This is a genomic window from Enterobacter sp. BIGb0383, from assembly GCF_003751845.1.
Lineage (GTDB): Bacteria > Pseudomonadota > Gammaproteobacteria > Enterobacterales > Enterobacteriaceae > BIGb0383.
In genome coordinates, this window is the sequence record NZ_RJKQ01000002.1 from 15,062 (window position 1) to 39,481 (window position 24,420).

Annotated in this window: 18 protein-coding genes; 9 read left to right on the forward strand and 9 right to left on the reverse strand. The window is 56.2% G+C overall.

What is annotated here, in order from left to right; all coding sequences use genetic code 11:
- Window positions 1-47 precede the first annotated feature (47 nt).
- Both EDF81_RS08515 and fabA read left to right on the forward strand, forming a co-directional pair.
- The gene (locus EDF81_RS08515) at window positions 48-1,811 is read left to right on the forward strand and encodes a Lon protease family protein (RefSeq protein WP_123347725.1); all 1,764 of its coding nucleotides are present in this window, start codon (window positions 48-50) and stop codon (window positions 1,809-1,811) included.
- A gap of 68 nt (window positions 1,812-1,879) precedes the next feature.
- Complete coding sequence (fabA, locus tag EDF81_RS08520) at window positions 1,880-2,398, forward strand: bifunctional 3-hydroxydecanoyl-ACP dehydratase/trans-2-decenoyl-ACP isomerase (RefSeq protein WP_123347726.1); 519 nt, start codon at window positions 1,880-1,882, stop codon at window positions 2,396-2,398.
- Between the two features lie 58 nt (window positions 2,399-2,456).
- Here the strand turns inward: fabA and rmf are convergent, their stop codons facing one another.
- The 6 genes from rmf to rlmKL all read right to left on the reverse strand — a co-directional run bounded on the left by rmf (window position 2,457) and on the right by rlmKL (window position 10,382).
- A complete protein-coding gene (rmf, locus tag EDF81_RS08525; RefSeq protein WP_123347727.1) occupies window positions 2,457-2,624 on the reverse strand; it encodes a ribosome modulation factor in 168 nt (55 codons plus the stop codon).
- A gap of 256 nt (window positions 2,625-2,880) precedes the next feature.
- On the reverse strand, window positions 2,881-3,444 hold the full coding sequence (pqiC, locus tag EDF81_RS08530; protein ID WP_123347728.1) for a membrane integrity-associated transporter subunit PqiC: 564 nt from the start codon (window positions 3,442-3,444) through the stop codon (window positions 2,881-2,883).
- On the reverse strand, window positions 3,441-5,081 hold the full coding sequence (gene pqiB, locus EDF81_RS08535; RefSeq protein ID WP_123347729.1) for an intermembrane transport protein PqiB: 1,641 nt from the start codon (window positions 5,079-5,081) through the stop codon (window positions 3,441-3,443). Before pqiB ends, pqiC begins: the two co-directional genes overlap by 4 nt.
- Before the next feature lie 4 nt (window positions 5,082-5,085).
- Window positions 5,086-6,339 (reverse strand): membrane integrity-associated transporter subunit PqiA, encoded by a 1,254-nt coding sequence (gene pqiA, locus EDF81_RS08540; protein ID WP_123347730.1) that lies wholly within the window; start codon window positions 6,337-6,339, stop codon window positions 5,086-5,088.
- A gap of 14 nt (window positions 6,340-6,353) precedes the next feature.
- On the reverse strand, window positions 6,354-8,261 hold the full coding sequence (locus tag EDF81_RS08545; RefSeq protein ID WP_123347731.1) for an ABC transporter ATP-binding protein: 1,908 nt from the start codon (window positions 8,259-8,261) through the stop codon (window positions 6,354-6,356).
- A gap of 12 nt (window positions 8,262-8,273) precedes the next feature.
- Entirely contained in the window at window positions 8,274-10,382 is a 2,109-nt protein-coding gene (gene rlmKL, locus EDF81_RS08550) for a bifunctional 23S rRNA (guanine(2069)-N(7))-methyltransferase RlmK/23S rRNA (guanine(2445)-N(2))-methyltransferase RlmL (protein WP_123347732.1), read from the reverse strand.
- 100 nt (window positions 10,383-10,482) lie between these two features.
- On the opposite strand from rlmKL, the gene EDF81_RS08555 reads away from it, so the two are divergent.
- The gene (locus EDF81_RS08555; RefSeq protein ID WP_123347733.1) at window positions 10,483-11,595 is read left to right on the forward strand and encodes a YcbX family protein; all 1,113 of its coding nucleotides are present in this window, start codon (window positions 10,483-10,485) and stop codon (window positions 11,593-11,595) included.
- Between the two features lie 10 nt (window positions 11,596-11,605).
- Here EDF81_RS08555 and zapC read toward each other — a convergent pair whose 3' ends face one another.
- Together zapC and pyrD are read right to left on the reverse strand one after the other, a co-directional pair.
- Window positions 11,606-12,148 (reverse strand): cell division protein ZapC, encoded by a 543-nt coding sequence (gene zapC, locus EDF81_RS08560; protein WP_123347734.1) that lies wholly within the window; start codon window positions 12,146-12,148, stop codon window positions 11,606-11,608.
- Between the two features lie 168 nt (window positions 12,149-12,316).
- Complete coding sequence (gene pyrD, locus EDF81_RS08565; RefSeq protein ID WP_123347735.1) at window positions 12,317-13,327, reverse strand: quinone-dependent dihydroorotate dehydrogenase; 1,011 nt, start codon at window positions 13,325-13,327, stop codon at window positions 12,317-12,319.
- Window positions 13,328-13,702: 375 nt separating this feature from the next.
- On the opposite strand from pyrD, the gene xapA reads away from it, so the two are divergent.
- The 3 genes from xapA to EDF81_RS08580 all read left to right on the forward strand — a co-directional run bounded on the left by xapA (window position 13,703) and on the right by EDF81_RS08580 (window position 16,853).
- A complete protein-coding gene (gene xapA / locus EDF81_RS08570; RefSeq protein WP_123347736.1) occupies window positions 13,703-14,536 on the forward strand; it encodes a xanthosine phosphorylase in 834 nt (277 codons plus the stop codon).
- Between the two features lie 74 nt (window positions 14,537-14,610).
- Window positions 14,611-15,867 (forward strand): nucleoside permease, encoded by a 1,257-nt coding sequence (locus tag EDF81_RS08575; RefSeq protein WP_123347737.1) that lies wholly within the window; start codon window positions 14,611-14,613, stop codon window positions 15,865-15,867.
- Between the two features lie 80 nt (window positions 15,868-15,947).
- Entirely contained in the window at window positions 15,948-16,853 is a 906-nt protein-coding gene (locus EDF81_RS08580; RefSeq protein WP_123347738.1) for a LysR family transcriptional regulator, read from the forward strand.
- Between the two features lie 38 nt (window positions 16,854-16,891).
- Here EDF81_RS08580 and pepN read toward each other — a convergent pair whose 3' ends face one another.
- The gene (pepN, locus tag EDF81_RS08585; RefSeq protein WP_123347739.1) at window positions 16,892-19,504 is read right to left on the reverse strand and encodes an aminopeptidase N; all 2,613 of its coding nucleotides are present in this window, start codon (window positions 19,502-19,504) and stop codon (window positions 16,892-16,894) included.
- Window positions 19,505-19,814: 310 nt separating this feature from the next.
- Here pepN and pncB point away from each other — a divergent pair, with 310 nt between their 5' ends.
- The 3 genes from pncB to ompF all read left to right on the forward strand — a co-directional run bounded on the left by pncB (window position 19,815) and on the right by ompF (window position 24,374).
- Window positions 19,815-21,017: a nicotinate phosphoribosyltransferase gene (gene pncB, locus EDF81_RS08595; protein ID WP_123347740.1), complete on the forward strand. Its 1,203-nt coding sequence runs from the start codon at window positions 19,815-19,817 to the stop codon at window positions 21,015-21,017.
- A 289-nt stretch (window positions 21,018-21,306) separates the two neighbouring features.
- Window positions 21,307-22,707 (forward strand): asparagine--tRNA ligase, encoded by a 1,401-nt coding sequence (gene asnS, locus EDF81_RS08600; RefSeq protein WP_123347741.1) that lies wholly within the window; start codon window positions 21,307-21,309, stop codon window positions 22,705-22,707.
- A gap of 596 nt (window positions 22,708-23,303) precedes the next feature.
- Window positions 23,304-24,374, forward strand: a complete 1,071-nt coding sequence (gene ompF / locus EDF81_RS08605; protein ID WP_311316599.1) for a porin OmpF — start codon at window positions 23,304-23,306, stop codon at window positions 24,372-24,374.
- Window positions 24,375-24,420 lie beyond the last annotated feature (46 nt).

Sequence of the window (24,420 nt, forward strand, 5' to 3'; positions counted from 1 at the left end):
CTTACGGTATAATCCCGCCCTTTACATCTGACTAAAAAACATCAAATTTGACCACGAATAAACTAGCATGGCGTGACCTCGTTCCTGACACCGAGAGCTATCAGGAACTGTTTGCACAGCCCGAATTAGCGACAACAACCGATACCCTGTTCAGTGACGTCCAGGCCCGTCTGCACTACGGGCTTGAGCAACTGCTGCATCCGCTCGCGATCTCCCCCTTCATGCTGGTGAAAGCGCCGGAAGAAATTGAGTATCTGCAACTTATTGCAGAGACGGCACAGCAGCTGCAACAGCCCCCGGAAACCCTGACCGGCGTCAGCTACCAGGTCGACGGAACCGCGGTCACCTGCCACCCGGCCCGCTCGGTCAATGATAACTTTGCCAGCAGCGGTCAGACGCTGTATGCCGACTGGGTGGAGTCTGAACAACTTCTTGGCTGCGTTCGCCAGTTCAACGGCAGTATCGCGCTGCAGCCAGGCCTGGTACACCAGGCTAACGGCGGCGTGCTGATACTGAGCCTGCGTACCCTGCTGGCCCAGCCGCTTCTGTGGCTGCGCCTGAAGCGCATTGTCAGCCAGCAGCGCTTTGACTGGCTCAGCATGGACGAGTCGCGTCCGCTGCCGGTCACCGTACCGTCGATGCCGCTGCAGCTGAAAGTGATTCTGGTCGGCGAGCGTGAAGCCCTGGCCGATCTCCAGGAAATGGAGCCGGAACTGACGGCCCAGTCCATCTACAGTGAATTTGAAGACACGCTGCAGATTGTCGATACGGATGATATGTCCCGCTGGTGCCAGTGGATATGGGCCCAGGCCGAGCGCCTGCAGCTCGCAGGTCCGGCGGCCGACGCATGGCCGGTTCTGATCCGCGAAGCGACCCGCTACACCATGGATCAACTGACACTGCCTCTGTGTCCGCGCTGGATAGCCCGCCAGCTGCGCGAAGTCGCCCCCTTCATTGAAGAGGATGGCCCGTTCACGGCAGAACAGCTCCGGACAATGCTGGAGCAGCGTGAATGGCGTGAAGGCTTCCTGGCCGATCGTATGCAGGACGAAATTCTGCTTGAACAGATCCTCGTTGAAACTGACGGCGAGCAGATCGGCCAGATCAACGCCCTGTCGGTGGTCGAATTCCCGGGTCATCCACGCGCCTTTGGCGAACCTTCGCGCATCAGCTGCGTGGTGCATACGGGCGACGGCGAATTCACCGATGTCGAACGTAAGGCCGAGCTGGGCGGCAACATTCACGCTAAAGGCATGATGATCATGCAGGCGTTCCTGATGGGCGAGCTTGAGCTTGACCAGCAGCTGCCCTTCTCCGCCTCGCTAACCTTTGAGCAGTCCTATGGTGAGGTAGACGGCGACAGCGCCTCAATGGCTGAGCTGTGCGCGCTTATCAGCGCCCTTGCCGGCGTGCCCATCGATCAGCAGATTGCCATTACCGGTTCTGTGGATCAGTTCGGCCGCTCGCAGCCGGTCGGCGGGCTGAATGAAAAAATTGAGGGTTTCTTTAACATCTGCCAGCAGCGTGGGCTTACCGGCAAGCAGGGGGTTATCATTCCTGCGGCCAATGTTCGCCATCTGACACTGGCGCAGCCGCTGCTGGAAGCCGTGGAAAACGAGCAGTTCTTTATCTGGAGCATTGACGACGTAACCGATGCGCTACCGCTGTTGACCCGCTTGCCGTGGGACGCTGAAGGTCAGACATCGCTGCTGCAAACTATCCAGGAACGCATCGCACAGGCGACGCAACAGGATCCACGTCATCGCTATCCCTGGCCGCTTCGTTGGTTAAACTGGTTTAACCCAAACTGATCGGACTTGTTCAGCGTACACGTGTTAGCTATCCTGCGTCCTTCACTAGAATAAGGCTTACTGAAAACATGGTAGATAAACGCGAATCCTATACGAAAGAAGATCTTCTTGCCTCCGGCCGCGGTGAACTGTTTGGCGCGAAAGGCCCGCAGTTACCGGCTCCAAGCATGCTGATGATGGACCGTGTCGTCAAAATGACGGAAACCGGCGGAAACTTCGACAAGGGTTATGTTGAAGCCGAGCTGGATATCAATCCGGAGCTGTGGTTCTTCGGTTGCCACTTTATCGGCGACCCGGTAATGCCAGGCTGTCTGGGTCTTGATGCAATGTGGCAGCTCGTCGGTTTCTATCTCGGCTGGCTGGGCGGCGAAGGTAAAGGCCGTGCGCTGGGCGTGGGTGAAGTTAAATTCGCCGGTCAGATCCTGCCGGAAGCGAAAAAAGTCACCTACCGTATTCACTTCAAACGCGTCATTAACCGTCGTCTGGTGATGGGTATTGCAGATGGTGAAGTGCTGGTTGACGGCCGTGTTATCTACAACGCAACCGATTTGAAAGTGGGTCTGTTCCAGGATACTTCTGCGTTCTGATCCCCTTCAGGCGAAACCTCCGCTATGCGGAGGTTTCTTGTTCTAAAGAGACAGCGTCTCAGGCAGTTGCAACTTTGTCCTCCATGGCCTCTCGCCAGCCTCCAAGCCAATAAGACCGTTGATTCAAGCTCTGATAAGGACATATCTCTTTAGAGCGTCCGGTGATACCGGCCTGATAGCCCCGTTGATGTGCCCTTTCCAGGCGATCGCGTTTTTGTCTCTTCATGCCTCGTTTCCCTCATTTTTTGATCTGGTGGAAAAGAAAACATGACTACAAAACATGCAGTCACCATTAACGAATACCGTGAATTATTCTTACCGTCAATGCGTAAAATTCATACCGATGTCATATTTGTGAGGTACGCAGGGGATCATTTGTGAAAAATATGTGAAGCAAGACGGGTAACAAGCTGATCAAAAACGCAAAAAAAAACCGTACCTGACGCTATGTCAGATACGGTAAAAGTTATAAAAAATTGTAATTAAGGCAGCCGTTTTAGTTCCGTCGCGATATTAGCCGCCTCTTTCTGCCAGGCCTCTGCCAGCACTTTGACCAGCGCATCATAGCCATCCTGGTCCTGCTTCAGTTCAATATGGAAAGGCTGCTTGGTCAGCCTTCCCTGATGGTTAAGCAGCCACTCTCCGCTGACCACCGCCCTGCCGTCATAGCGGCCATGGAAACCGGTCACCGTGATGCTGAGCGTATCCTGATCGTTGCCCAGAGGCTGAGATGCCACCACCCAGCCTGCCAGCTGACGGCTCAGGTTAGCCACCAGGGTGTTTTTCAGCTGCTGGTCCAGCGGGCTGGCCCACAAATTATTTGTGGCAATTTCATACTGAACGTCGCTGGTCTGATACACCACGCCATTGCCCGCCAGATAATCCGCCACCGCAACCTGATCGATCCACAGCTGTCGGCTCCCCTGGCTGGCACTGCTCTGTACGCTGCTCTGTACCAGAGGCAGCTGATAATAGCTTTTACTCTCTCCGCCGCTGCTGCATGCGCTCAGCCACGCCGCCATCAATACTACTAGCCACTTTTTCATTCTTTCGCCCTCTTCGGCTCAGGATCCTTTTTATTCTTCGCTTCAAATACCAGCGCGTTGCTCTTCTCGTTCAGCGTCTTGAGCACCGGCTGCAGCTCACGCAGAACCTGATCGAGCCGCTGCATATCCGCGACCATTTTGTTATAGGCCGCAGAGCCTGGCTGGAAGCCCTGCATGCTGCGATTAAGCTCGCGCAGTGTCTTCTGCATATCATTCGGCAGCTGCTGCATAGACTGACTGGCGGTGATCTTGTTGAGATTATCCAGCGTGGTCTGCAGATGACGCATCGTGCGCTGGCTTTCCGCCAGGGTGCCCGTCGCCTGTTCCAGCATCGGGTTCAGCGGCAGATTATTAATCTTATCCAGCGTATCCATCAGTCGCTGCTGAATTTGCGCCAGCCCGCCGCTCATGGTCGGGATCACCTGGTGACCGGCAAACTCGCGCAGCCCGCTAATCGGTTCCGCCTTAGGATAGAAATCAAGGTCGACATACAGCGCTCCAGTCACCAGGTTGCCGGTCTTCAGCGACGCACGCAGGCCTTTACTCAGCAGCTCAGGCAGGTGGGTCGCAATGCCCGCATCCTCGCCCATCTGCATTTCCAGCCGCTCAGGCTCGATACGCACCAGAACCGGGATACGGTAGTCATCGTTGAGCGCCTGGCGCATACCCGGCACGAAGTAAGGCACTTTGGCCACCGTACCCATGCGAATACCGCGGAACTCAACCGGCGCGCCCGGCTGCAGGCCGCGAATCGAATCTTTAAAGAACATCAGATAGTCGATGTGTTCCGTGTAGAGGGATTCCTGGATACTGCGCTGATCGTCGTACAGCTTAAATTCCGCGCGCTCAGCGACGGGCTGTCCCAGTTCAAATCCTTCCGGCACATCAAAGCTGACGCCGCCGCCAAATAGCGTGGTCAGCGATCCCATTTCGACGCGCATCCCGGCAGAGGTCAGATCCACCGCGATCCCACTGTCTTTCCAGAAACGCACGTTGCTGGTCACGAGGCGATCGTTGGGCGCGTTAATAAACAGCTGATAGCTGATGCTGCGCGTCTGCGGATTAAAGGTGCTGGCCTCCACGGATCCCACGCGGTAGCCGCGGAACAGGACCGGATCGCCGGGTGAGAGTTGTCCGGCGCGGCTGCTGTCGAGCACGACGCGGATGCCTTTCGCATCCGGCGGCGCCAGCGGCGGCGCATCGAGCAGCTGATAGCGCTCCGGCTCGCCGCCTTTGTTCCCCGGCTGCAGTTCGATATAGGCACCGGACAGCAAGGTTCCGAGACCGCTAATGCCCTCACGACCCACCTGGGGTTTGACCACCCAGAATACGGAATCGCTGTGCAGGAGCTTCTCCATACCGGAGTTGAGCCGCGCTTTAATCTCTACGTGGGTCAGATCGTCCGTCAGGGTCGCGCTTTCCACCACGCCGACGTCAACGCTGCGGCTCTTGATGGTGGTTTTCCCGCCTTCAATGCCTTCCGCGTTGTTAGTGATCAGCGTGACAACCGGACCCTGATGGCTGTAGTGATAAAAAAGGATCCAGGCGCCGATCAGCGCGGTCACGATGGGAAAGATCCACACCGGCGACCAGTTTTTAACTTTCTGCACCTTAGCTTCTCCCGCTTTGGTTTCCATACTGCTACGACTCCTCAGGGTTTGAGTCCGGCTGCCGATCCCACGAAAGACGTGGGTCAAAGGTCATTGCCGAAAACATGGTCGCGATCACCACCAGAGCAAACATTAAAGCCCCCATGGCGGGATAGATATTCATTAGCCCGCCAATGCGCACCAGCGCAGAGAGCACGGCGATAACAAACACGTCGATCATCGACCAGCGGCCAACAAACTCGACAACTTCATAAATCAGGTGCATCCGCTCGCTATCGCGCGTGCCTTCCCGGTTGGCATCCCAGCATAGCCAGGCAATCGCGATCATCTTCAGCGTCGGCACCATGATGCTGGCAATAAAAATCACCATCGCCACCGGATAGGATCCCTCGCTCCACAGCAGGACAACGCCTGCCAGGATCGTCGAGGGCATCTTCGAGCCCAGGAGATCGGTAATCATGATCGGCAGGAGGTTAGCCGGGAAGTAGAGCAGGATTGAGGTCACCAGCAGCGCCATTGTCCACTGCAGGCTATGCCTGCGCCGCACGTACCCCGTGGTCTCACAGCGGGGACAGACAAGCTGGTCAGCCGGTAAGATGGCCGTGCAGCAGCGGCAGGAGCGCAGCCCCTGGCGGATCCCCGGCACGCCCACGCGCAGCGGCTGGTGAAGCTCCGGCATCGGGGCAATGTCGTCCCATAGCCAGCGCCGGTCAACGCACTGATACGTACGCAGCTGCAGCAGGCAAAACAGGCACCAGGGCACAAAGCTGCTGCCGATGCCGATATCCCCGTAGGCCATCAGCTTGACGAAGCTCACCAGCACCCCGGCGAGGAAAATCTCCGCCATGCCCCAGCTTTGTAATTTAAAGAGGATTTTGGCAAGCCAGATCTTCAGCTTTGAAGGCATGGAGACCTGGTTCACCAGCAGCAGAATGCTCACCAGACAAAAGGCGGGCACCAGCTGCACAAACAGGATAAAGAACAGACCAAGGCTGGCGTAATCTTCGCTGAACATCACGCCCGGGATCTCCAGCAGCGAAACTTCGCTGCTGACACCCGCGACCTTCATGCTGACAAAGGGGAATAGATTCGCCAGCAGCAGCATAAACAGTGCCGCCGTCGCCCAGGCGGTGGGACGCTGTCTTGGCGCATCCCACTCAACCGTGAGCGTCGTACCGCAGCGCGGGCAGTTTGCTTTGTGGCCGTGCGCAAGATGCGGCAGAGCCACCAGCAAGTCACACTGCGGGCAGAGTATATGCGCGGCGGCATGATGATGTTCGCACATATTCGCTCCTTTACTTACGCGCCGTTTTTCAGCGCCTCAAGATGCTCCCAGCGCGCAAACGCCTGCTCAAGCGCCTCTTCGGCGGCGGCCAGGTCTGCCAGCACCTTCTGGGTATGGTCGTGGGACTGGCTAAAGAACGCCCCGTCCGCAACCTGCGCCTGCAGGTCTGTCAGACTGGCTTCCAGCTCTTCAAGCTGCTGAGGAAGCTGCTCTAATTCCCGCTGCAGGTTATAGCTTAGTTTGTTACCGCCGCGTTTAACAGCTTCTGCCTTCGCCGCCGGTTCTTGCGCAGACTTACGGCTAACCGTCTGTTTTTGCGCCAGAGACTGAGCCTGCTGGCCACGAGAGTCGTGATAGCCGCCAACGTACTGACCAATGTGCCCTTCCCCTTCGAAGATCCAGCATTCGGTCACGGTATTATCAACAAACTGACGATCGTGGCTCACCAGCAGGACGGTGCCCTGATAGCTGTCGATCAGCTCTTCCAGCAGCTCGAGCGTTTCAACGTCGAGGTCGTTGGTCGGTTCATCGAGAATCAGCAGGTTGCTGGGTTTCAGGAACAGACGCGCCAGCAGCAGACGGTTACGCTCACCGCCGGAAAGCGCGCGAACCGGCGTCATCGCACGTTTAGGATGGAACAGGAAGTCCTGCAGATAACCCAGCACGTGGCGAGGTTTACCGTTCACCAGCACTTCCTGTTTACCTTCGGACAGGTTATCCATCACCGTTCTGTCCGGATCCAGCTCTGCGCGGTGCTGGTCAAAGTAGGCGACTTCCAGCTTGGTCCCGACGTGAACGCGACCGCTATCCGCTTCAAGCTGACCTAACATCAGTTTCAGCAGCGTGGTTTTACCGCAGCCGTTAGGGCCGATCAGGGCAATTTTATCCCCGCGCTGAACCTGGGCACTCATTCCCTGCACCAGCTTCTTATCACCGAGTCTGTAGTCCACGTCTTCCATTTCGAAGACGATTTTGCCCGAGCGGCTGGCCTCTTCGACCTGCATTTTGGCGCTGCCCATTACTTCGCGGCGCTCGCTACGCTCGTTGCGCATCGCTTTCAGGGCGCGCACGCGGCCTTCGTTACGAGTACGGCGCGCTTTAATGCCCTGGCGGATCCAGACTTCTTCCTGGGCCAGCTTGCGATCGAACTCGGCGTTCTGCAGCTCTTCCACACGCAGCGCTTCTTCTTTATCCAGCAGATACTGATCGTAGTTGCCCGGATAAGAGACCAGCTTGCCGCGATCGAGGTCGACAATACGCGTCGACATATTGCGAATAAACGAACGGTCGTGCGAGATAAAGATAATGGTGCCGCTAAACGACTTCAGGAAGCCTTCCAGCCAGTCGATCGTTTCGATATCGAGGTGGTTCGTCGGTTCATCCAGCAGCAGCACACGCGGGCCGCTAACCAGCGCACGGCCCAGCGCGGCTTTACGCAGCCAGCCGCCGGAAAGGGACGCCAGCGGCATATCCGCATCCAGCCCCAGCTGAGTGAGAACGTCGTTGATACGGGTTTCGATCTGCCACAGGTTGTGGTGATCGAGCAGTTCCTGCAACCGCGCCATCTCATTGAGATTTTTGTCGCTCGGATCGGTCATCACCAGATGGGAAATCTCGTGATACTGTTTCAGGTATTCCGCCTGCTCTTCGATGCCCCCGGCAACGAAATCGTAGACGCTACCCGCCACATTACGCGGCGGATCCTGTTGCAGACGAGCAATAACCAGATCCTGTTCATAGACGATACGTCCATCATCCAGGCCCTGTTCACGGTTGAGGATTTTCATCAGCGTCGATTTACCGGCGCCATTACGGCCCACCAGACAAACGCGCTCGTTATCTTCGATGTGCAGTTCGGTGTTATCAAGAAGCGGTGAGTCGCTGAATGACAGCCAGGCACCGTGCATACTGATTAATGACATTTACTTTTCCTTTCAGGCTTCGGTGATCAGCCAGCAGTTATGGATCTGACGATTACGGGCGAAGTCCTGCGACTGCGTTTTTTGCGTGATTTCCTGAGCCTTCAGTCCCAGCGTAGCCAGTCCTTCCAGGTCCATGCGGAAACCGCGTTTGTTGTTTGAGAACATAATGGTGCCGCCTTTGCGCAGCAGACGTTTCAGATCCTGCATCAGACGCAGGTGATCGCGCTGGACGTCAAAGGCTTCTTCCATACGTTTGGAGTTGGAGAAGGTCGGCGGATCGATAAAGATCAGGTCGAACTGCTCATCGCTTTCGCGCAGCCAGCCCAGCACATCCGCCTGCATCAGGCGATGCCCGCGACCGGTCAGACCGTTCAGGCGCAGGTTACGCTCGGCCCATTCCAGATAAGTACGCGACATATCCACGGTGGTGGTGCTGCGTGCGCCGCCAAGCCCGGCGTGAACGCTGGCGCTGCCGGTGTAGGCAAACAGGTTAAGGAAATCTTTGCCTTTGCTCATCTGGCCGAGCATCCGGCGGGCAATGCGGTGATCGAGGAACAGGCCGGTATCGAGATAGTCGGTCAGGTTGACCCACAGCTGCGCGTTGTATTCGCTCACCTGGATAAACTCGCCCTTCTCGTTCATCTTCTGATACTGATTGGTGCCTTTCTGGCGCTCACGGGTTTTCAGCACCAGTTTATTCGGCGCAATGCCCAGCACGGCGATGGTCGCAGCAATGATATCGAACAGGCGCTGACGCGCTTTGGTGGCGTCGACGGTTTTCGGCGCGGCATACTCCTGTACCACGACCCAGTCCGCATAACGATCCACCGCCACGTTATAGTCAGGCAGGTCGGCATCGTACAGGCGATAGCATTCGATCCCTTCCTGACGCGCCCACTTCTCCAGCTTTTTCACATTCTTGCGCAGACGGTTGGCGTAATCGTCTGCCATCGCTGGCGGCAGTGCATCGCCGGTGGTTTCGGTCAGATGGTAGTTTTTCTGCACGCAGTCCAGCGCGCCGTTTTTCGCCTTGAACTGACGTTCGGCACGCAGTTGCAGGCAGCTCAGCAGCTCCGGTGAGGCGCTGAACAACGACAGGGTCCAGCCGCCAAACTGATTTTTCAGGGTCCGCCCCAGCAGGCTGTGCAGCGCAATCAGCGCCGGTTCGCTCTCGAGACGCTCACCGTAAGGTGGGTTGCTGATCACCGTCCCGTAAGGGCCTTTCGGCAGCGGATTGCTGAGCTGCGAGGCTTCTTTAACCTCAAAGGTCACCAGTTCGCCGATCCCGGCGCGACGGGCGTTGCGCTGGGCGCGCTCAATCACGCGGGCGTCGTTATCAGAGCCGTAGAAGCGTGCGCCGTAGTCCGCCAGCCCCTGACGGGCGCGGGTCTGGGCTTCAGCCTTCACCGACTGCCAAATCGCGTCATCATGCTGCGCCCAGCCGCCAAAGCCCCAGTGCCCGCGATGCAGGCCCGGTGCGCGATCGGTCGCCCACATAGCGGCTTCAATCAGCAGCGTGCCGGAACCGCACATCGGATCCAGCAGCGGCGTTCCCGGCTGCCAGCCGGAGCGCATCACGATGGCCGCAGCAAGGTTTTCTTTGATTGGCGCCTGACCGGTACCGTCGCGGTAGCCACGCAGATGCAGACCTTCCCCGCTCAGATCGAGCGAGATATGGGCGGTGTCTTTGTTAAGCCAGACGTTAATACGTAAATCCGGGTTCTCGCGATCGACGTTCGGGCGCGGGAGGTCTTTACGGGTAAAGGCATCGACGATGGCATCTTTTACCTTCAGCGCGCCGTACTGGCTATTACGGATGCTGTCATTCAGGCCGCTGAAATGCACCGCAAAGCTTGCGCCTTCGGCAAAAATCTCCGTCCACTTGATCGACTGTACGCCAAGGTAAAGGTCGAGGTCGCTGTAAACGCCACACTCACCCAGTGGCATCATGATGCGCGACGCCAGACGACTCCACATCAGGCTCTGGTAGATGAGCCGGGTGTCACCTTCAAAATGGACACCGCCCTGAACCACCCGGCACGCCTGCGCGCCGAGGTTTTCCAGTTCAGTTTTTAACAGCTCTTCCAGCCCGCGGGCCGTACTGGCAAACAGAGAATTCATATCGTCACTTATTACTCGTAGAAAATTGCTGCGCATTATAGCCAATCTGGCGGCTATGTCATAAAGTTGAAGGCTTATTTTCATTTTCAGGAAGCGGGCAGTGGCAACCTTATCACGGCTTTTTATACATCCGGTCAAATCCATGCGCGGCATCGGTTTGAGTCATGCGCTGGCCGACATCAGCGGCATGGCCTTTGACCGCATCTTTATGGTCACCGAACCCGATGGCACTTTTATTACCGCACGCCAGTATCCACAGATGGTGCGTTTCACGGCGTCCCCGCTGTATGACGGCCTGCACCTGACGGCGCCGGACGGCAGCAGTGCGCGAATACGCTTCGCCGAATTTGCCGCCACCGCCGCGCCGACCGAAGTCTGGGGTAACCACTTTACCGCCCTGATTGCGCCCGCGGAGATCAACCGCTGGCTGTCGACCTTTTTCGCCCGCGAGGTGCAACTGCGCTGGGTCGGTCCCGAGCCGACTCGCCGGGTAAAACGCCATGAAGATGTCCCGCTCTCGTTTGCCGATGGTTTTCCCTATCTGCTGACCAACGACGCCTCTCTGCGCGATCTGCAGCAGCGCTGCATCGCCAGCGTCAAAATGGAGCAGTTTCGCCCGAATCTGGTCGTTACCGGCGTACCGGCATGGGCTGAGGACGGCTGGAAAACCATCCGCATCGGCGAGGTGATTTTTGACGTCGTCAAACCCTGTAGCCGCTGTATTTTTACCACCGTCAGCCCGGAACGCGGGCAAAAACACCCTTCAGGTGAGCCTCTGGCAACGCTGCAGACGTTTCGCACCGCACAGGACAACGGCGATGTCGATTTCGGGCAGAACCTGATCGCCCGCAACAGCGGCGTAGTTCGCGTGGGTGATGAGATCGAAATTCTGGCGACCGGTCCGGCAAAACCTTACGGCGCAGGTCAGGTCGAAGAAACCCTGGTCCCGGAAACGGAGCCGGAAGGCACTGTTTCCGTGGAATGGGAAGGCCAGGCGTTCCGTGGCAACAATCAGCAAATCTTACTGGAGCAGCTTGAGCAACAGGGAATTCGCGTTCCCTATTCTTGTCGGGCCGGGATCTGCGGCTGCTGTCGGGTACGTTTGCTGGAAGGTGAAGTCAATGTGCTGAAGAAAAACGCGCGGGCTGATGACGGGACGATTCTAAGCTGCAGCTGCATTCCCAAAACGCCGCTGCGGCTCTCCGCCCTGTAGAAAGGGCGGCTCAGACGGCCTGTTCGAGTCCAAAGCTTGCCGGACGCGGCAGCGGTTTCAGGCGGTCGTTCATAATTTTGATGGCGTCGCCGAGCTGCATTGTTCGTCCGGCGATCACTACACCCGGCTGCGCCAGCAGGCACAGCGCGGCGTTGTCACCCGACTCGACCACCAGCAGGCTCACCGTCTCACGGGTATCGCTTAACCAGACGCAGGCAGCGTCGCCCGCCAGCGGTAGCCAGCTGTCGGAATGCGCAACGAAGTGCCAGCTTTTTGGCATCTGCGGCTTGAGGAAGCGAATCGCCACCAGCGCGTTCAGCACCAGTTCGGCGCGCTGTTCATTGGACAGCTCCAGCTCGCGGCACTTCTCATCGAAAGAGAAGTACAGCGCGGCGTCATCAACGCAGAAACCGCCGGGAGAGAAGGCGTCCGGCGTCAGCATTTTGCGGGCAAAACGCGAACGGAATAACATGCCATTGGCCAGATCGAGCATCATACGATCGTGCTCGTCATCAAAATACCAACGCCAGTTATCGTCAGGTTTAATTCGCATTATTCTCTCCCACACTTCAGCTAACTCTTCGATACCTTTCTGAGCTTTTGCCGCTTCGCTTATTGTCCTTATAATAAAAGACTACAATGTTCAAATTAGCAACAGTGCTGAAATATAAAACAACCGGAGCTTAAAATAAAGCCCCGGCGTTCAATATGTCGTAAAAGGTCAGATATCGGTGAGGATTTCTTTAATCAGCGGTGGACCTTTAAAAATAAACCCGGAATAAATTTGCACCAATGAAGCACCGGCAGCCATCTTCTCACGGGCGGCTATCACGGAGTCAATGCCGCCAACGCCGATAATCGGCATCCGGCCATTTAACTCTGCCGACAGCTGACGAATAATCTCGGTGCTTTTTAATTGCAGCGGTCGACCACTCAGACCACCCGCTTCGTTACAATTCGGCATTCCCTGGACCAGGGATCTTTCCAGCGTGGTATTGGTCGCAATTACGCCATCAATATTATGTCGGACTAAACTATCGGCAACCTGGATCAATTCTTCAGAGGAAAGATCCGGCGCGATCTTTACCGCCACCGGAACATATTTATGGTGCCGGGAATGAAGATCGTTTTGCTTATTTTTAATCGCCACAAGTAGATCGTCCAGCGCTTCGCCATATTGCAATGAGCGCAGTCCTGGGGTGTTCGGCGAGGAGATATTGATCGCGATATAACCGGCATAGGCATAGACTTTTTCCATACAAATCAGATAGTCATCTTTACCCTGCTCTACCGGCGTATCTTTATTCTTGCCGATATTAATACCCAGAATTCCGTCATAATGGGATTTCTTAACGTTCTCGACCAGGTTGTCAACGCCGAGGTTATTGAAGCCCATACGGTTGATCAACCCTTCGGCGGCGACCAGTCGAAAAAGGCGCGGCTTATCGTTGCCCGGCTGCGGACGCGGGGTCACGGTGCCGATTTCGATCGATCCGAATCCCATCGCGCCGAGGGCATCGATACACTCACCGTTTTTATCCAGCCCGGCGGCAAGGCCCAGCGGATTCTTAAAGGTCAGTCCCATACAGGTGACCGGCTTTGACGGGACTTTCTGGCGTACCAGCGCCTCCAGCGGGGTGCCGGTTATGCGACGCAATTGCTGGAATGTAAATTCATGAGCGCGCTCGGGATCGAGCTGAAAAAGGGCTTTACGAACGAAGGGATAGTACATGAACTCTCCTGGATTCCCGGTGTGCAAACCGGGGCGGTATTATGTGCGATCCGGGTGCGAAAGGGAATTGACCTGTGGCAAAAAAGCGTCTCGTTCCGCAAACGGTTCCCTCTCCGCGCCGACACTCTTCTGGCAAAGAGCGCCCAGGGAAATGTGAAAAGGATCGCAGCCTGAGAATTTCGCTTAAATTCAAAAAAGGCCGCCAGGCAACGTTGCGCAGTCGCTACCGCTTGTTGCGCAAGAATTAGCGAAATTGATATATAAATCATATCGATCGGAGCAGTAAACAATATTGGAAAGCGCCTTTTCTCCCTCGCTATAAAGGTCGCGTATGGAAATTCCCCTTACGTCACATCAGCCAAGGAAAAGCCAACCATGTTGAATCAAGATCACGCCCAAAACCCCTTCACTACTGCCGATATTATTCGCGCCAGCAAGCCTGGTTTCACCCCTAAAGTGGCGTTCATTTTAGGCTCCGGCCTCGGCGCACTGGCCGAGCAGATTGAAGATGCCGTCGCAATCTCCTACGAAAAACTGCCGGGTTTCCCGGTCAGCACCGTGCACGGCCATGCGGGTGAGCTGGTCCTGGGCACCCTTTCTGGCGTTCCGGTCGCCTGTATGAAAGGCCGTGGGCATTTTTATGAAGGCCGCGGGATGAACGTCATGACCGACGCTATCCGCACCTTTAAGCTGCTGGGCTGCGAGCTGCTGTTCTCCACCAACGCCGCCGGTTCCCTGCGACCGGAGATCGGCCCGGGCTGCCTGGTCGCCCTCAACGATCATATCAATACGATGCCGGGCACGCCGATGGTCGGTCCTAATGATGACCGTTTTGGCGATCGCTTTTTCTCGCTGGCTAACGCCTATGATGCCGACTACCGCGCCGTTCTGCAGGACGTCGCCAAAGAGTCCGGCTTCCCGCTCTCTGAAGGCGTGTTTGTTTCCTATCCGGGCCCGAACTTTGAAACCGCCGCAGAGATCCGCATGATGCAGATTATTGGCGGCCACGTCGTGGGGATGTCGGTGGTGCCGGAAGTGATCTCAGCGCGTCACTGCGGGCTGAAAGTGGTCGCCGTTTCTGCCATCACTAACCTGGCGGAAGGCCTGGGCGAGATTGCGCTGTCGCACGAACAAACCCTGGCGGCCGCCACCCTGTCCCAGCAGAACTTTATCACGCTGATTCACGGCTTCCTGCGTAAACTGGCCTGACAATAATTAGAACGTTAACAGGCCGCGGCGGCTGACACAGTCGCCGCGCCACACTCACTCGGGAATCGAGCGCGATGAAAATCCAAAATCGTCTCAAAATAATGATGTTCTTGCAGTATTTTATCTGGGGAAGCTGGCTGGTTACGCTGGGCTCCTACATGATTAAAACACTGTATTTTAACGGGGCTACCGTCGGCCTGGTTTACAGCACCAAGGGATTAGCCGCCATATTAATGCCGGCCCTGATAGGGATCGTGGCGGACAAGTGGATCCGCGCCAATCGGGTCTATATGATCTGCCATCTGATCTGCGCCGGCGCCCTGTTTTATGCCGCAGGCATCCAGGATCCGGACCTGATGTTCTGGGCGATGCTGATCAACGCGATGGCGTTTATGCCCACCCTCTCCTTATCGAATACCCTTGCCTACTCCTGTCTGGAAAAAGCGGGGCTGGATACCGTCACCCACTTCCCGCCGGTTCGCGTCTACGGCACCGTCGGCTTTATCGTTGCCATGTGGACCATCAGCCTGCTGAAGCTGGAGTTAAGCAATCTGCAGCTCTATATTGCAGCGGGGGCATCACTGCTACTGGCCGTCTACGCCATGGTGTTACCGACGATCCCGACCGCTAACCGCAAACAGGGGCAACCCATCAGCAGCATGCTGGGACTCGACGCGCTGGCCCTGTTTAAAAAGCCCCGCATGGCCGTTTTCTTCGTCTTCGCCATGCTGCTGGGAGCGGTGCTGCAAATTACCAATACGTTTGGCAACCCCTTCCTGCACGACTTTGCACGTATTCCTGAGTTTGCCGACAGCTTTGTGGTGCAGTATCCGTCGATTTTGCTCTCCGTTTCCCAGATGTCTGAAGTGGCCTTCATTCTCGCGATCCCGTTCTTCCTGCGCCGTTTTGGCATTAAGACGGTGATGCTGCTCAGTATGGTGGCCTGGACATTCCGCTTCGGTCTGTTCGCCTGGGGCGATCCGACCCCGGTCGGTTTTACCCTGCTGTTACTGTCGATGATCGTCTATGGCTGCGCCTTTGATTTCTTTAATATCTCAGGATCGGTTTTTGTCGAGCAGGAAGTGAGCGCAGATATTCGCGCCAGCGCCCAGGGACTGTTTATGACGATGGTGAACGGCTTCGGTGCCTACGCGGGCGCAATCGTCAGCGGCAAAGTGGTCGATATTTTCACGACCGATGGCGTCAGAGACTGGCAGACGATCTGGCTGATATTTGCGGCCTATTCACTGCTGCTGGCCGTGGTGTTCTTCTTCCTCTTCCGCTACCGTCACCAGCCGGAGAAATTCGTCCAGGCTGGAGCTACACGCTAAGCACGTCCCCGACTTCCGTGACTGAAGGCCTGCGAATCAGTTATGATCTGCCGATTCACTATCGGCAACGGGAGCCGGGGATGATTCAGTCCGAGCACGTTTATCGAACCGACCTCAAGCTTTTACGTTATTTTTTGACGGTCGCCGAAGAGCTTCATTTTGGCAGAGCGGCTGCACGGCTCAATATGTCGCAGCCGCCGCTGAGTATGCAGATTAAAGAACTGGAATCCCAGCTCGGCACGGCGCTGTTTATTCGCAACTCCCGCAACGTCGCGCTGACCCACGCCGGTAAGGTGTTAATGGACGAAACCCGGCGGCTGCTGCAGGCAACCAGCCAGGCGCTGGCAAAGGTCGAGCAGATAGGCCGCGGTGAAAGCGGGAAGATCGAGCTGGGCATTGTCGGCACGGCGCTATGGGGAGAACTCAATCTTCGTTTCCAGCGCTTTATTCAGCGCAACCCCACGCTCGATATTATCTTTCGCGAGCAGTCTCCCGATGTACAGCTGCAGATGCTCAGCAACAATGAACTCGACATCGGTATCTGGCGAATGGCCACCGCGCTTCCTCTGGAATTCAGCAGCCTGCTGCTGTGTACCGCTTCCTACCTTGTCGCTATGCCGACTGGACACCGTCTGGCAGGATGGGATGCCGTTCCGTTATCCGAGCTCAAGGATGAAGAGTTTATTACCCTGCGCACCGCGCATTCGGACTGGTCTTTCTTACAGCAGGTGTTTTTTAAGGCAGGACTCTCCCCCAACATTACGCGGGAGGTGCTTGAGCCGCAGACGGTGCTGGCCCTGACGAGTATGGGGATCGGTATTACGCTGATGCCGGACAGCTATAGCCTGATGCACTGGCCGGGGATCGTTTTCCGCCCGTTGCAGGAGCGTATTCCGGCAGATCTCTATCTGATTTATGAGGCCGCGAAGCTCACCCCTGCACGACAGCGGCTGATTGACGCCCTGACCTTTAGCGGGTGGGAATAACGCTCTCCCCGGCATCCACGCCGGGGAGAAGCGGTTTATCAGGCCAGAGCCTTGGCAATCTTCTCGTACAGATCGCCGGAGAGATTTTCCAGTCCTTTCAGCTGCTCCAGCGCCGCACGCATCAGCGCCTGGCGTTTTTCATCGTAGCGTTTCAGGCGGATCAGCGGCTCGATCAGGCGAGAAGCCACCTGCGGGTTGCGGCTGTTCAGCTCGGTCAGCATTTCCACCATAAAGCGGTATCCGCTGCCGTCCGCCGCATGGAACGCCGCCGGGTTACTGCCGGCAAAGGCGCCGATCAGAGAACGCACGCGGTTCGGGTTGCTGAGGGTAAAGGAGCGGTGCTGTAGCAGGCCGCGAACGGTCTCCAGCACGTTCTCCGCCGGGCTGGTCGCCTGCAGGATCAACCACTTATCCATCACCAGACCGTCCTGATGCCATTTGTCATCGTACGCTTTCATCAGCGCATCACGGCAAGGCAGCTGCGCCGCCACGGCCGCAGACAGTGCCGCCAGCGCGTCGGTCATGTTGTCCGCCTGCTGATACTGATGGCTGACCAGCTTGTCCGCCAGCTGCGCGTCACCAAAGGCCAGATAGCGCAGACAGGTGTTACGCAGCGAACGCTTGCCGATATCCGCATGTTCAACCCGGTAGGCATCCAGTTTGTTGGCGTTATAAACCGCCAGCGCCTCGTCGGCCAGCTCGGTCGCCAGCGTGCGGGTTAACGCTTCGCGCACCGCGCTGATGGCGATCGGATCGATAATGTCGAACAGCTCAGCCATTTCCGTCGCTGACGGCAGCGTCAGGATCTCAGCTGCCAGCGCCGGATCGATGGTGTCATCCAGTAGGATCGCCCGGAAGGCGTCGGCAACGTGGATCGGCAGCGAGAGCGGCTGGCCCTGCTGGTGGCGGGCCACGTTGAGGCGAATATAGGTCGCCAGCAGGCTCTGTGCGGCATCCCAGCGGGAGAAGTCATTGCTGGCGTGGCGCATCAGGAAGGTCAGCTGCTGATCGCTCCATTTATATTCCAGTTTCACCGGTGCGGAGAATTCGCGCAGCAGGGAAGGAACCGGCTGGAACCAGACGTTATCAAAGACAAAGGTCTGCTCGGCCTGGGTCACGTTCAGCACGGAGTGCACCGGATGCCCGTCTTTCTGCAGCGGTATCACCTTGCCTTCGTTGTCATACAGTTCGATATCGAACGGAATATGCAGCGGCAGATTCTCAGGCTGATCCGGCGTGGCTGGCGTACGCTGGCTGATGGTCAGCGTATACTGCTCGGTGGCCGGATTGTAATCATCCCGCACGCTGACAATCGGCGTGCCGGACTGGCTGTACCAGCGGCGGAAATGAGAGAGATCGACGTTCGACGCATCTTCCATCGACTGAACGAAATCATCGCAGGTCGCGGCGCTGCCGTCGTGGCGTTCGAAATAGAGCTGCATCCCTTTCTGGAAATTCTCTTCACCCAGCAGGGTGTGCAGCATACGGATCACTTCCGATCCTTTCTCATACACCGTCAGGGTGTAGAAGTTGTTCATCTCGATCACTTTGTCCGGACGGATCGGATGCGCCATCGGGCTGGCGTCTTCGGCAAACTGCAGGCCGCGCATGGTGCGGACATTGCTGATACGGTTTACGGCACGGGAGCCGAGATCGGAGCTGAACTCCTGATCGCGGAACACCGTCAGCCCCTCTTTCAGGCTGAGCTGGAACCAGTCGCGGCAGGTCACGCGGTTACCGGTCCAGTTATGGAAGTATTCGTGACCGATTACCCGCTCGATATCGAGATAGTCTTTGTCGGTGGCGGTATCGGTACGGGCCAGCACGTATTTGGAGTTAAAGACGTTCAGCCCTTTGTTCTCCATCGCGCCCATATTAAAGAAGTCGACGGCAACGATCATATAAATGTCGAGATCGTACTCCAGGCCGAAACGCTCCTCGTCCCACTTCATCGAATTCTGCAGGGAGGTCATCGCCCAGGGGGCGCGATCGAGGTTGCCGCGATCGACAAACAGCTCCAGCGCCACTTCCCGACCAGAGCGCGTGGTAAAGGTATCGCGCAGCACGTCGAAATCTCCGGCAACCAGCGCAAACAGGTAGCAGGGTTTCGGGAACGGATCCTGCCACTTCATCCAGTGACGGCCATTTTCCAGTTCGCCGCTGTCGACGCGGTTACCGTTGGAGAGCAGGTACGGATATTTTGTCTTGTCGGCGATCACGGTGGTGGTAAAGCGCGCCAGCACATCCGGCCGGTCAAGATACCAGGTAATATGGCGGAAGCCTTCGGCTTCACACTGGGTACAGAGCGCTTCACCGGACTGATACAGCCCTTCGAGAGCGGTGTTCGCCGACGGATTGATTTCATTCACGATGCGCAGGGTAAAATGCTCCGGCAGAACGGAAATTACCAGCTGGCTCTGTTCTTGCTTATAGTCGGTCCACGGCTGGTCGTTAATCTGCAGGGAAACCAGGGTCAGGTCTTCCCCGTCCAGGCGCAACGCAGCATCTGCGGCACCGTGTCGCACAACCTGGCTCACGGCGGTAACAACGGTTTTTGTGGCATCCAGGTCGAAGGTCAAGTCAATATCGCTGATCTGGTAATCCGGCGCACGGTAGTCGTGGCGGTATTTGGCTTGTGGCTGTTGTGTCATAAAAAACCTTAGCTTTTACGTATACGGTATCGTACTCCAGTCTATTCCTGTTGCCGGGATCTCGCTATCCGGAATGCTTATCTTTCTCGGGGAAAATCATTAAAATGCTACATTTAGATAACAGTGGTGGCACAAACTGCCCTCGACCTGGGCGTCGGCATATGTTGTGATCGGGCTTTAATAAACAGATAATCAGGGTATACTCCTGCGTCTTTATTTGCTGAGCCTTAGAAACCACAGCATTCAGGTTGCCTGATAAGATGATACGTATTGATGGAAACGCTCCTGTGAGAGGATGCTACTGCGCACCATGACACAATTCGCTTCCCCGATTCTGCACACGCTGCTTGATACGGACGCCTACAAACTGCATATGCAGCAGGCGGTTTTCCACCATTATGGCGATGTCCACGTGGCCGCGGAGTTCCGCTGCCGTGGGGACGATCTGCTGGGCATCTATGCCGATGCGATCCGTGAGCAGGTCGACGCCATGCAGTCGCTGCGTCTGCAGGACGATGAGTATCAGTGGCTGTCCGGCCTGCCCTTCTTTAAAGATGACTACCTGCAGTGGCTGCGCGATTTTCGCTATGATCCTTCCCAGGTCACCGTCACTAACGACAGCGGCAAGCTCAATATTCGTCTTACCGGGCCGTGGCGTGAAGTTATTATGTGGGAAGTCCCGCTGCTGGCGGTGGTCAGTGAACTGGTGCACCGTTACCGTTCCCCGGAAGCGGACGTTGAGCAGGCGCTGGCGACGCTGGAAGAGAAGCTTGAGCAGTTTGCTGTGCTGACGGCCGGGCTGGATATGTCCGCGTTTCATCTGATGGATTTTGGCACCCGTCGTCGCTTCTCTCATGACGTTCAGCAGGCTATCGTTCAGCGCCTGCAGCAGGAACCCTGGTTTGTCGGCACCAGCAACTACGATCTCGCCCGCCGTCTCTCGCTCACCCCGATGGGTACCCAGGCACATGAGTGGTTCCAGGCGCATCAGCAAATTAGCCCGGATTTAGCCACCAGCCAGCGTGCCGCGCTCGCGGCCTGGCTTGAAGAGTACCCGGACCAGCTGGGCATTGCCCTGACCGACTGCATCACCATGGACGCCTTCTTACGCGATTTTGGTCCCGAGTTTGCGACCCGCTATCAGGGGCTGCGCCACGACTCCGGGGATCCGGTTGAGTGGGGCGAAAAAGCCATTGCCCATTATCAGAAGCTGGGCATCGACCCGCTGAGCAAAACCCTGGTGTTCTCTGATAATCTCGATCTGACGAAAGCGGTGTCCCTCTATCGCCACTTCTCCTCACGCGTCAATCTGAGCTTCGGTATCGGCACTCGCCTGACCTGCGATATCCCGCAGGTGAAGCCGCTGAATATCGTGATCAAGCTGGTGGAGTGCAACGGTAAACCCGTCGCCAAGCTCTCCGACAGCCCGGGTAAAACTATATGCCACGACAAAGCGTTCGTGCGCGCCCTGCGTAAAGCCTTCGATTTACCCCAGGTTAAAAAAGCCAGCTGATCCCCACCGGGAGCCTTTCCGGCTCCCGCGTACTGATAAATTTATTAATTCTGCCTTTTCTACGCTTAATTATGCTTGTTTGCTGACGGATGCCAGGTAACATAGATAACCCGCCCCTGTTGGCGGTGAATTAATTTATACCCAAAATAGTTCGAGTTGCAGGAAGGCGGCGACGCAGCGAATCCCCTGGAGCTTACATCAGTAAGTGACTGGGGTGAGCGAGGAAGCCAACGCATCTGCAACTTGAAATATGCAGGGTATTTCCATTTTGACAACAAGAGAGACTATTATGAGCGTTGTGCCTGTAGCCGACGTACTCCAGGGCCGCGTAGCCGCTGACAGCGAAGTCACCGTGCGCGGATGGGTACGTACCCGCCGAGATTCAAAAGCTGGCATTTCTTTCCTCGCCGTCTATGACGGTTCCTGCTTTGATCCTGTACAGGCCGTCATTAATAATTCTCTGTCGAATTACAATGAAGACGTATTGCGTCTGACTACCGGCTGTTCGGTTATTGTGACCGGCGTGGTTTCCGCCTCTCCGGGCCAGGGCCAGAGCTTCGAGCTGCAGGCAACCAAAGTAGAAGTCACCGGCTGGGTTGACGAGCCGGACACCTACCCGATGGCGGCAAAACGTCACAGCATCGAGTATCTGCGTGAAGTGGCGCACCTGCGTCCGCGTACTAACCTGATCGGTGCCGTCGCGCGCGTTCGCCATACCCTGGCGCAGGCGCTGCACCGCTTCTTCGACGAGCAGGGCTTCTTCTGGGTGTCGACCCCGCTCATTACCGCGTCCGATACCGAAGGTGCCGGTGAGATGTTCCGCGTCTCCACGCTGGACCTGGAAAACCTGCCGCGCAACGACCAGGGTAAAGTCGATTTCGATAAAGACTTCTTTGGCAAAGAGGCCTTCCTGACCGTGTCCGGCCAGCTGAACGGCGAAACCTATGCCAGCGCCCTGTCGAAGATCTACACCTTTGGCCCGACCTTCCGTGCCGAAAACTCCAACACCAGCCGTCACCTGGCGGAATTCTGGATGCTGGAGCCGGAAGTAGCCTTCGCCGATCTGGAAGATAACGCCCGCCTGGCGGAAGCCATGCTGAAGTATGTCTTCAAGGCCGTGCTGGACGAGCGCATGGACGATCTGAAGTTCTTCGCCGAACGCGTAGATAAAGAAGCTATCGACCGTCTGGAGCGCTTTATCGCTGCCGACTTCGCGCAGGTGGACTACACCGACGCAGTGACCATCCTTGAAAACTGCGGTGAGACCTTCGAGAACCCGGTGTACTGGGGCGTGGATCTCTCCTCCGAGCACGAGCGCTATCTGGCCGAGAAACACTTTAAAGCGCCGGTGGTTGTGAAGAACTACCCGAAAGAGATCAAAGCGTTTTATATGCGTCTGAACGACGATGGCAAAACCGTGGCGGCAATGGACGTTCTGGCCCCGGGTATCGGCGAGATTATCGGCGGTTCCCAGCGTGAAGAGCGTCTGGACGTGCTGGATGCCCGCATGGCGGAAATGGGTCTGAATAAAGAAGACTACTGGTGGTACCGCGATCTGCGTCGCTACGGCACCGTGCCGCACGCCGGTTTCGGCCTCGGCTTTGAACGTCTGATCGCCTACGTCACCGGCGTGCAGAACGTTCGCGACGTTATCGCCTTCCCGCGTACGCCGCGTAGCGCCAGCTTCTGATGATGTTATAAAGGGTCAGCCTCCGCTGGCCCTTTTTCTTTCCCTGTCAAAAAACCTTTAAAACTGTCAACTGACGTCAGGGTCAACGGCAGGCTGTCAGCTTACTGTTACACTCTGTTTCCCCCTTTCCCTCCCTGCCAAATCCGTATTTCTCCTATTGCGCACGAACTGCCTAACCGGGCATTAGCACAGAATTTCGACATTAAGATGGCAATCCGGACGGCCAAAATCAGATGCAATAAAAGCGTGCCCAAAATGGAACGGCGGGCCAGTCACTGATATTAGCTAAATTAAACATAAGCAATTCATATATATAGTAATGAGATTGCTGGTTTCTTCAGCGATTGGTTTGGAATTTAGAGGTGGTTCACAAAGTTCCCGAAATTACACATTTAGTTACACATAATTTCTTTTGGTTACTTCTTTTCGACATTTGTAGCACTTTCAGGCTAGCGAAACGTTGTCATGAATGGAAAGATGCCTCTCAGACACAGAAAGACACCAAACTCTCACCAATAGTTCCGTAAATTTTTATTGACGAAATTGTTGGCTGGCAGTGGCAGGTGTTCAAAAAAACCTAATGAGGGTAATAAATAATGATGAAGCGTAATATCCTGGCAGTGGTTATCCCTGCCCTGCTGGTTGCTGGCGCGGCTAACGCGGCCGAAATCTATAACAAAGACGGCAACAAAGTTGATATCTACGGTAAAGCTGTAGGCCTGCACTACTTCACCAAAGACAACGGTTCTAACGGTTACGCTGGCAACGGCGACAAAACCTACGCGCGTCTGGGCTTCAAAGGTGAAACTCAGATCAACGACCAGCTGACCGGTTACGGCCGCTGGGAATATCACTTCGCGGGTAACAACGCTGAAAGCGAAGGCGCAAAGAGCGACAAAACTCGTCTGGCGTTCGCTGGTCTGAAATTCGGCGACCTGGGCAGCTTCGACTACGGTCGTAACTACGGTCTGGTTAATGACGCAATCAGCGTAACCGATATGCTGCCAGAGTTCGGTGGCGACACCGCTAGCAGCGACAACTTCTTCTCAAGCCGTACCGGTGGTCTGGCGACTTACCGTAACAACAACTTCTTCGGTCTGGTTGAAGGCCTGAACTTCGGCATTCAGTACCTGGGCAAAAACGAGCGTGATGATGCGACCAAGTCCAACGGTGACGGCTGGGCAACATCTGTAAGCTACGACTTTGACGGCTTTGGCGTTGTCGGTGCATACGGTGCAGCTGACCGTACTAACGCGCAGCAGACTCAGGTCGGTGGAGCTCGCGGCAACACGGCTGAGCAGTGGGCGACTGGCCTGAAATACGATGCTAACAACATCTACCTGGCAGCACTGTACGGTGAAACCCGCAATGCTACTGCTGTTAACGATATTTTTGTTAACAAAACCCAGGACTTCTCCGTTGTAGCACAGTACCAGTTTGACTTCGGTCTGCGTCCGTCCATCGCTTACTACAAATCTAAAGCGAAAGATGTTGAAGGCGTCGGCAGCGAAGAGTTCATCAACTACATTGAAGTGGGCGCAACCTACTACTTCAACAAAAACATGTCTACCTATGTTGATTACATCATCAACCAGATCGACAAAGACAACAAACTGGGCGTAGGTTCCGACAACACCGTTGCCGTTGGTATCGTTTACCAGTTCTAATCTTTACCCTCGTTATCTGCTTAAAAAACAGGGCTTCGGCCCTGTT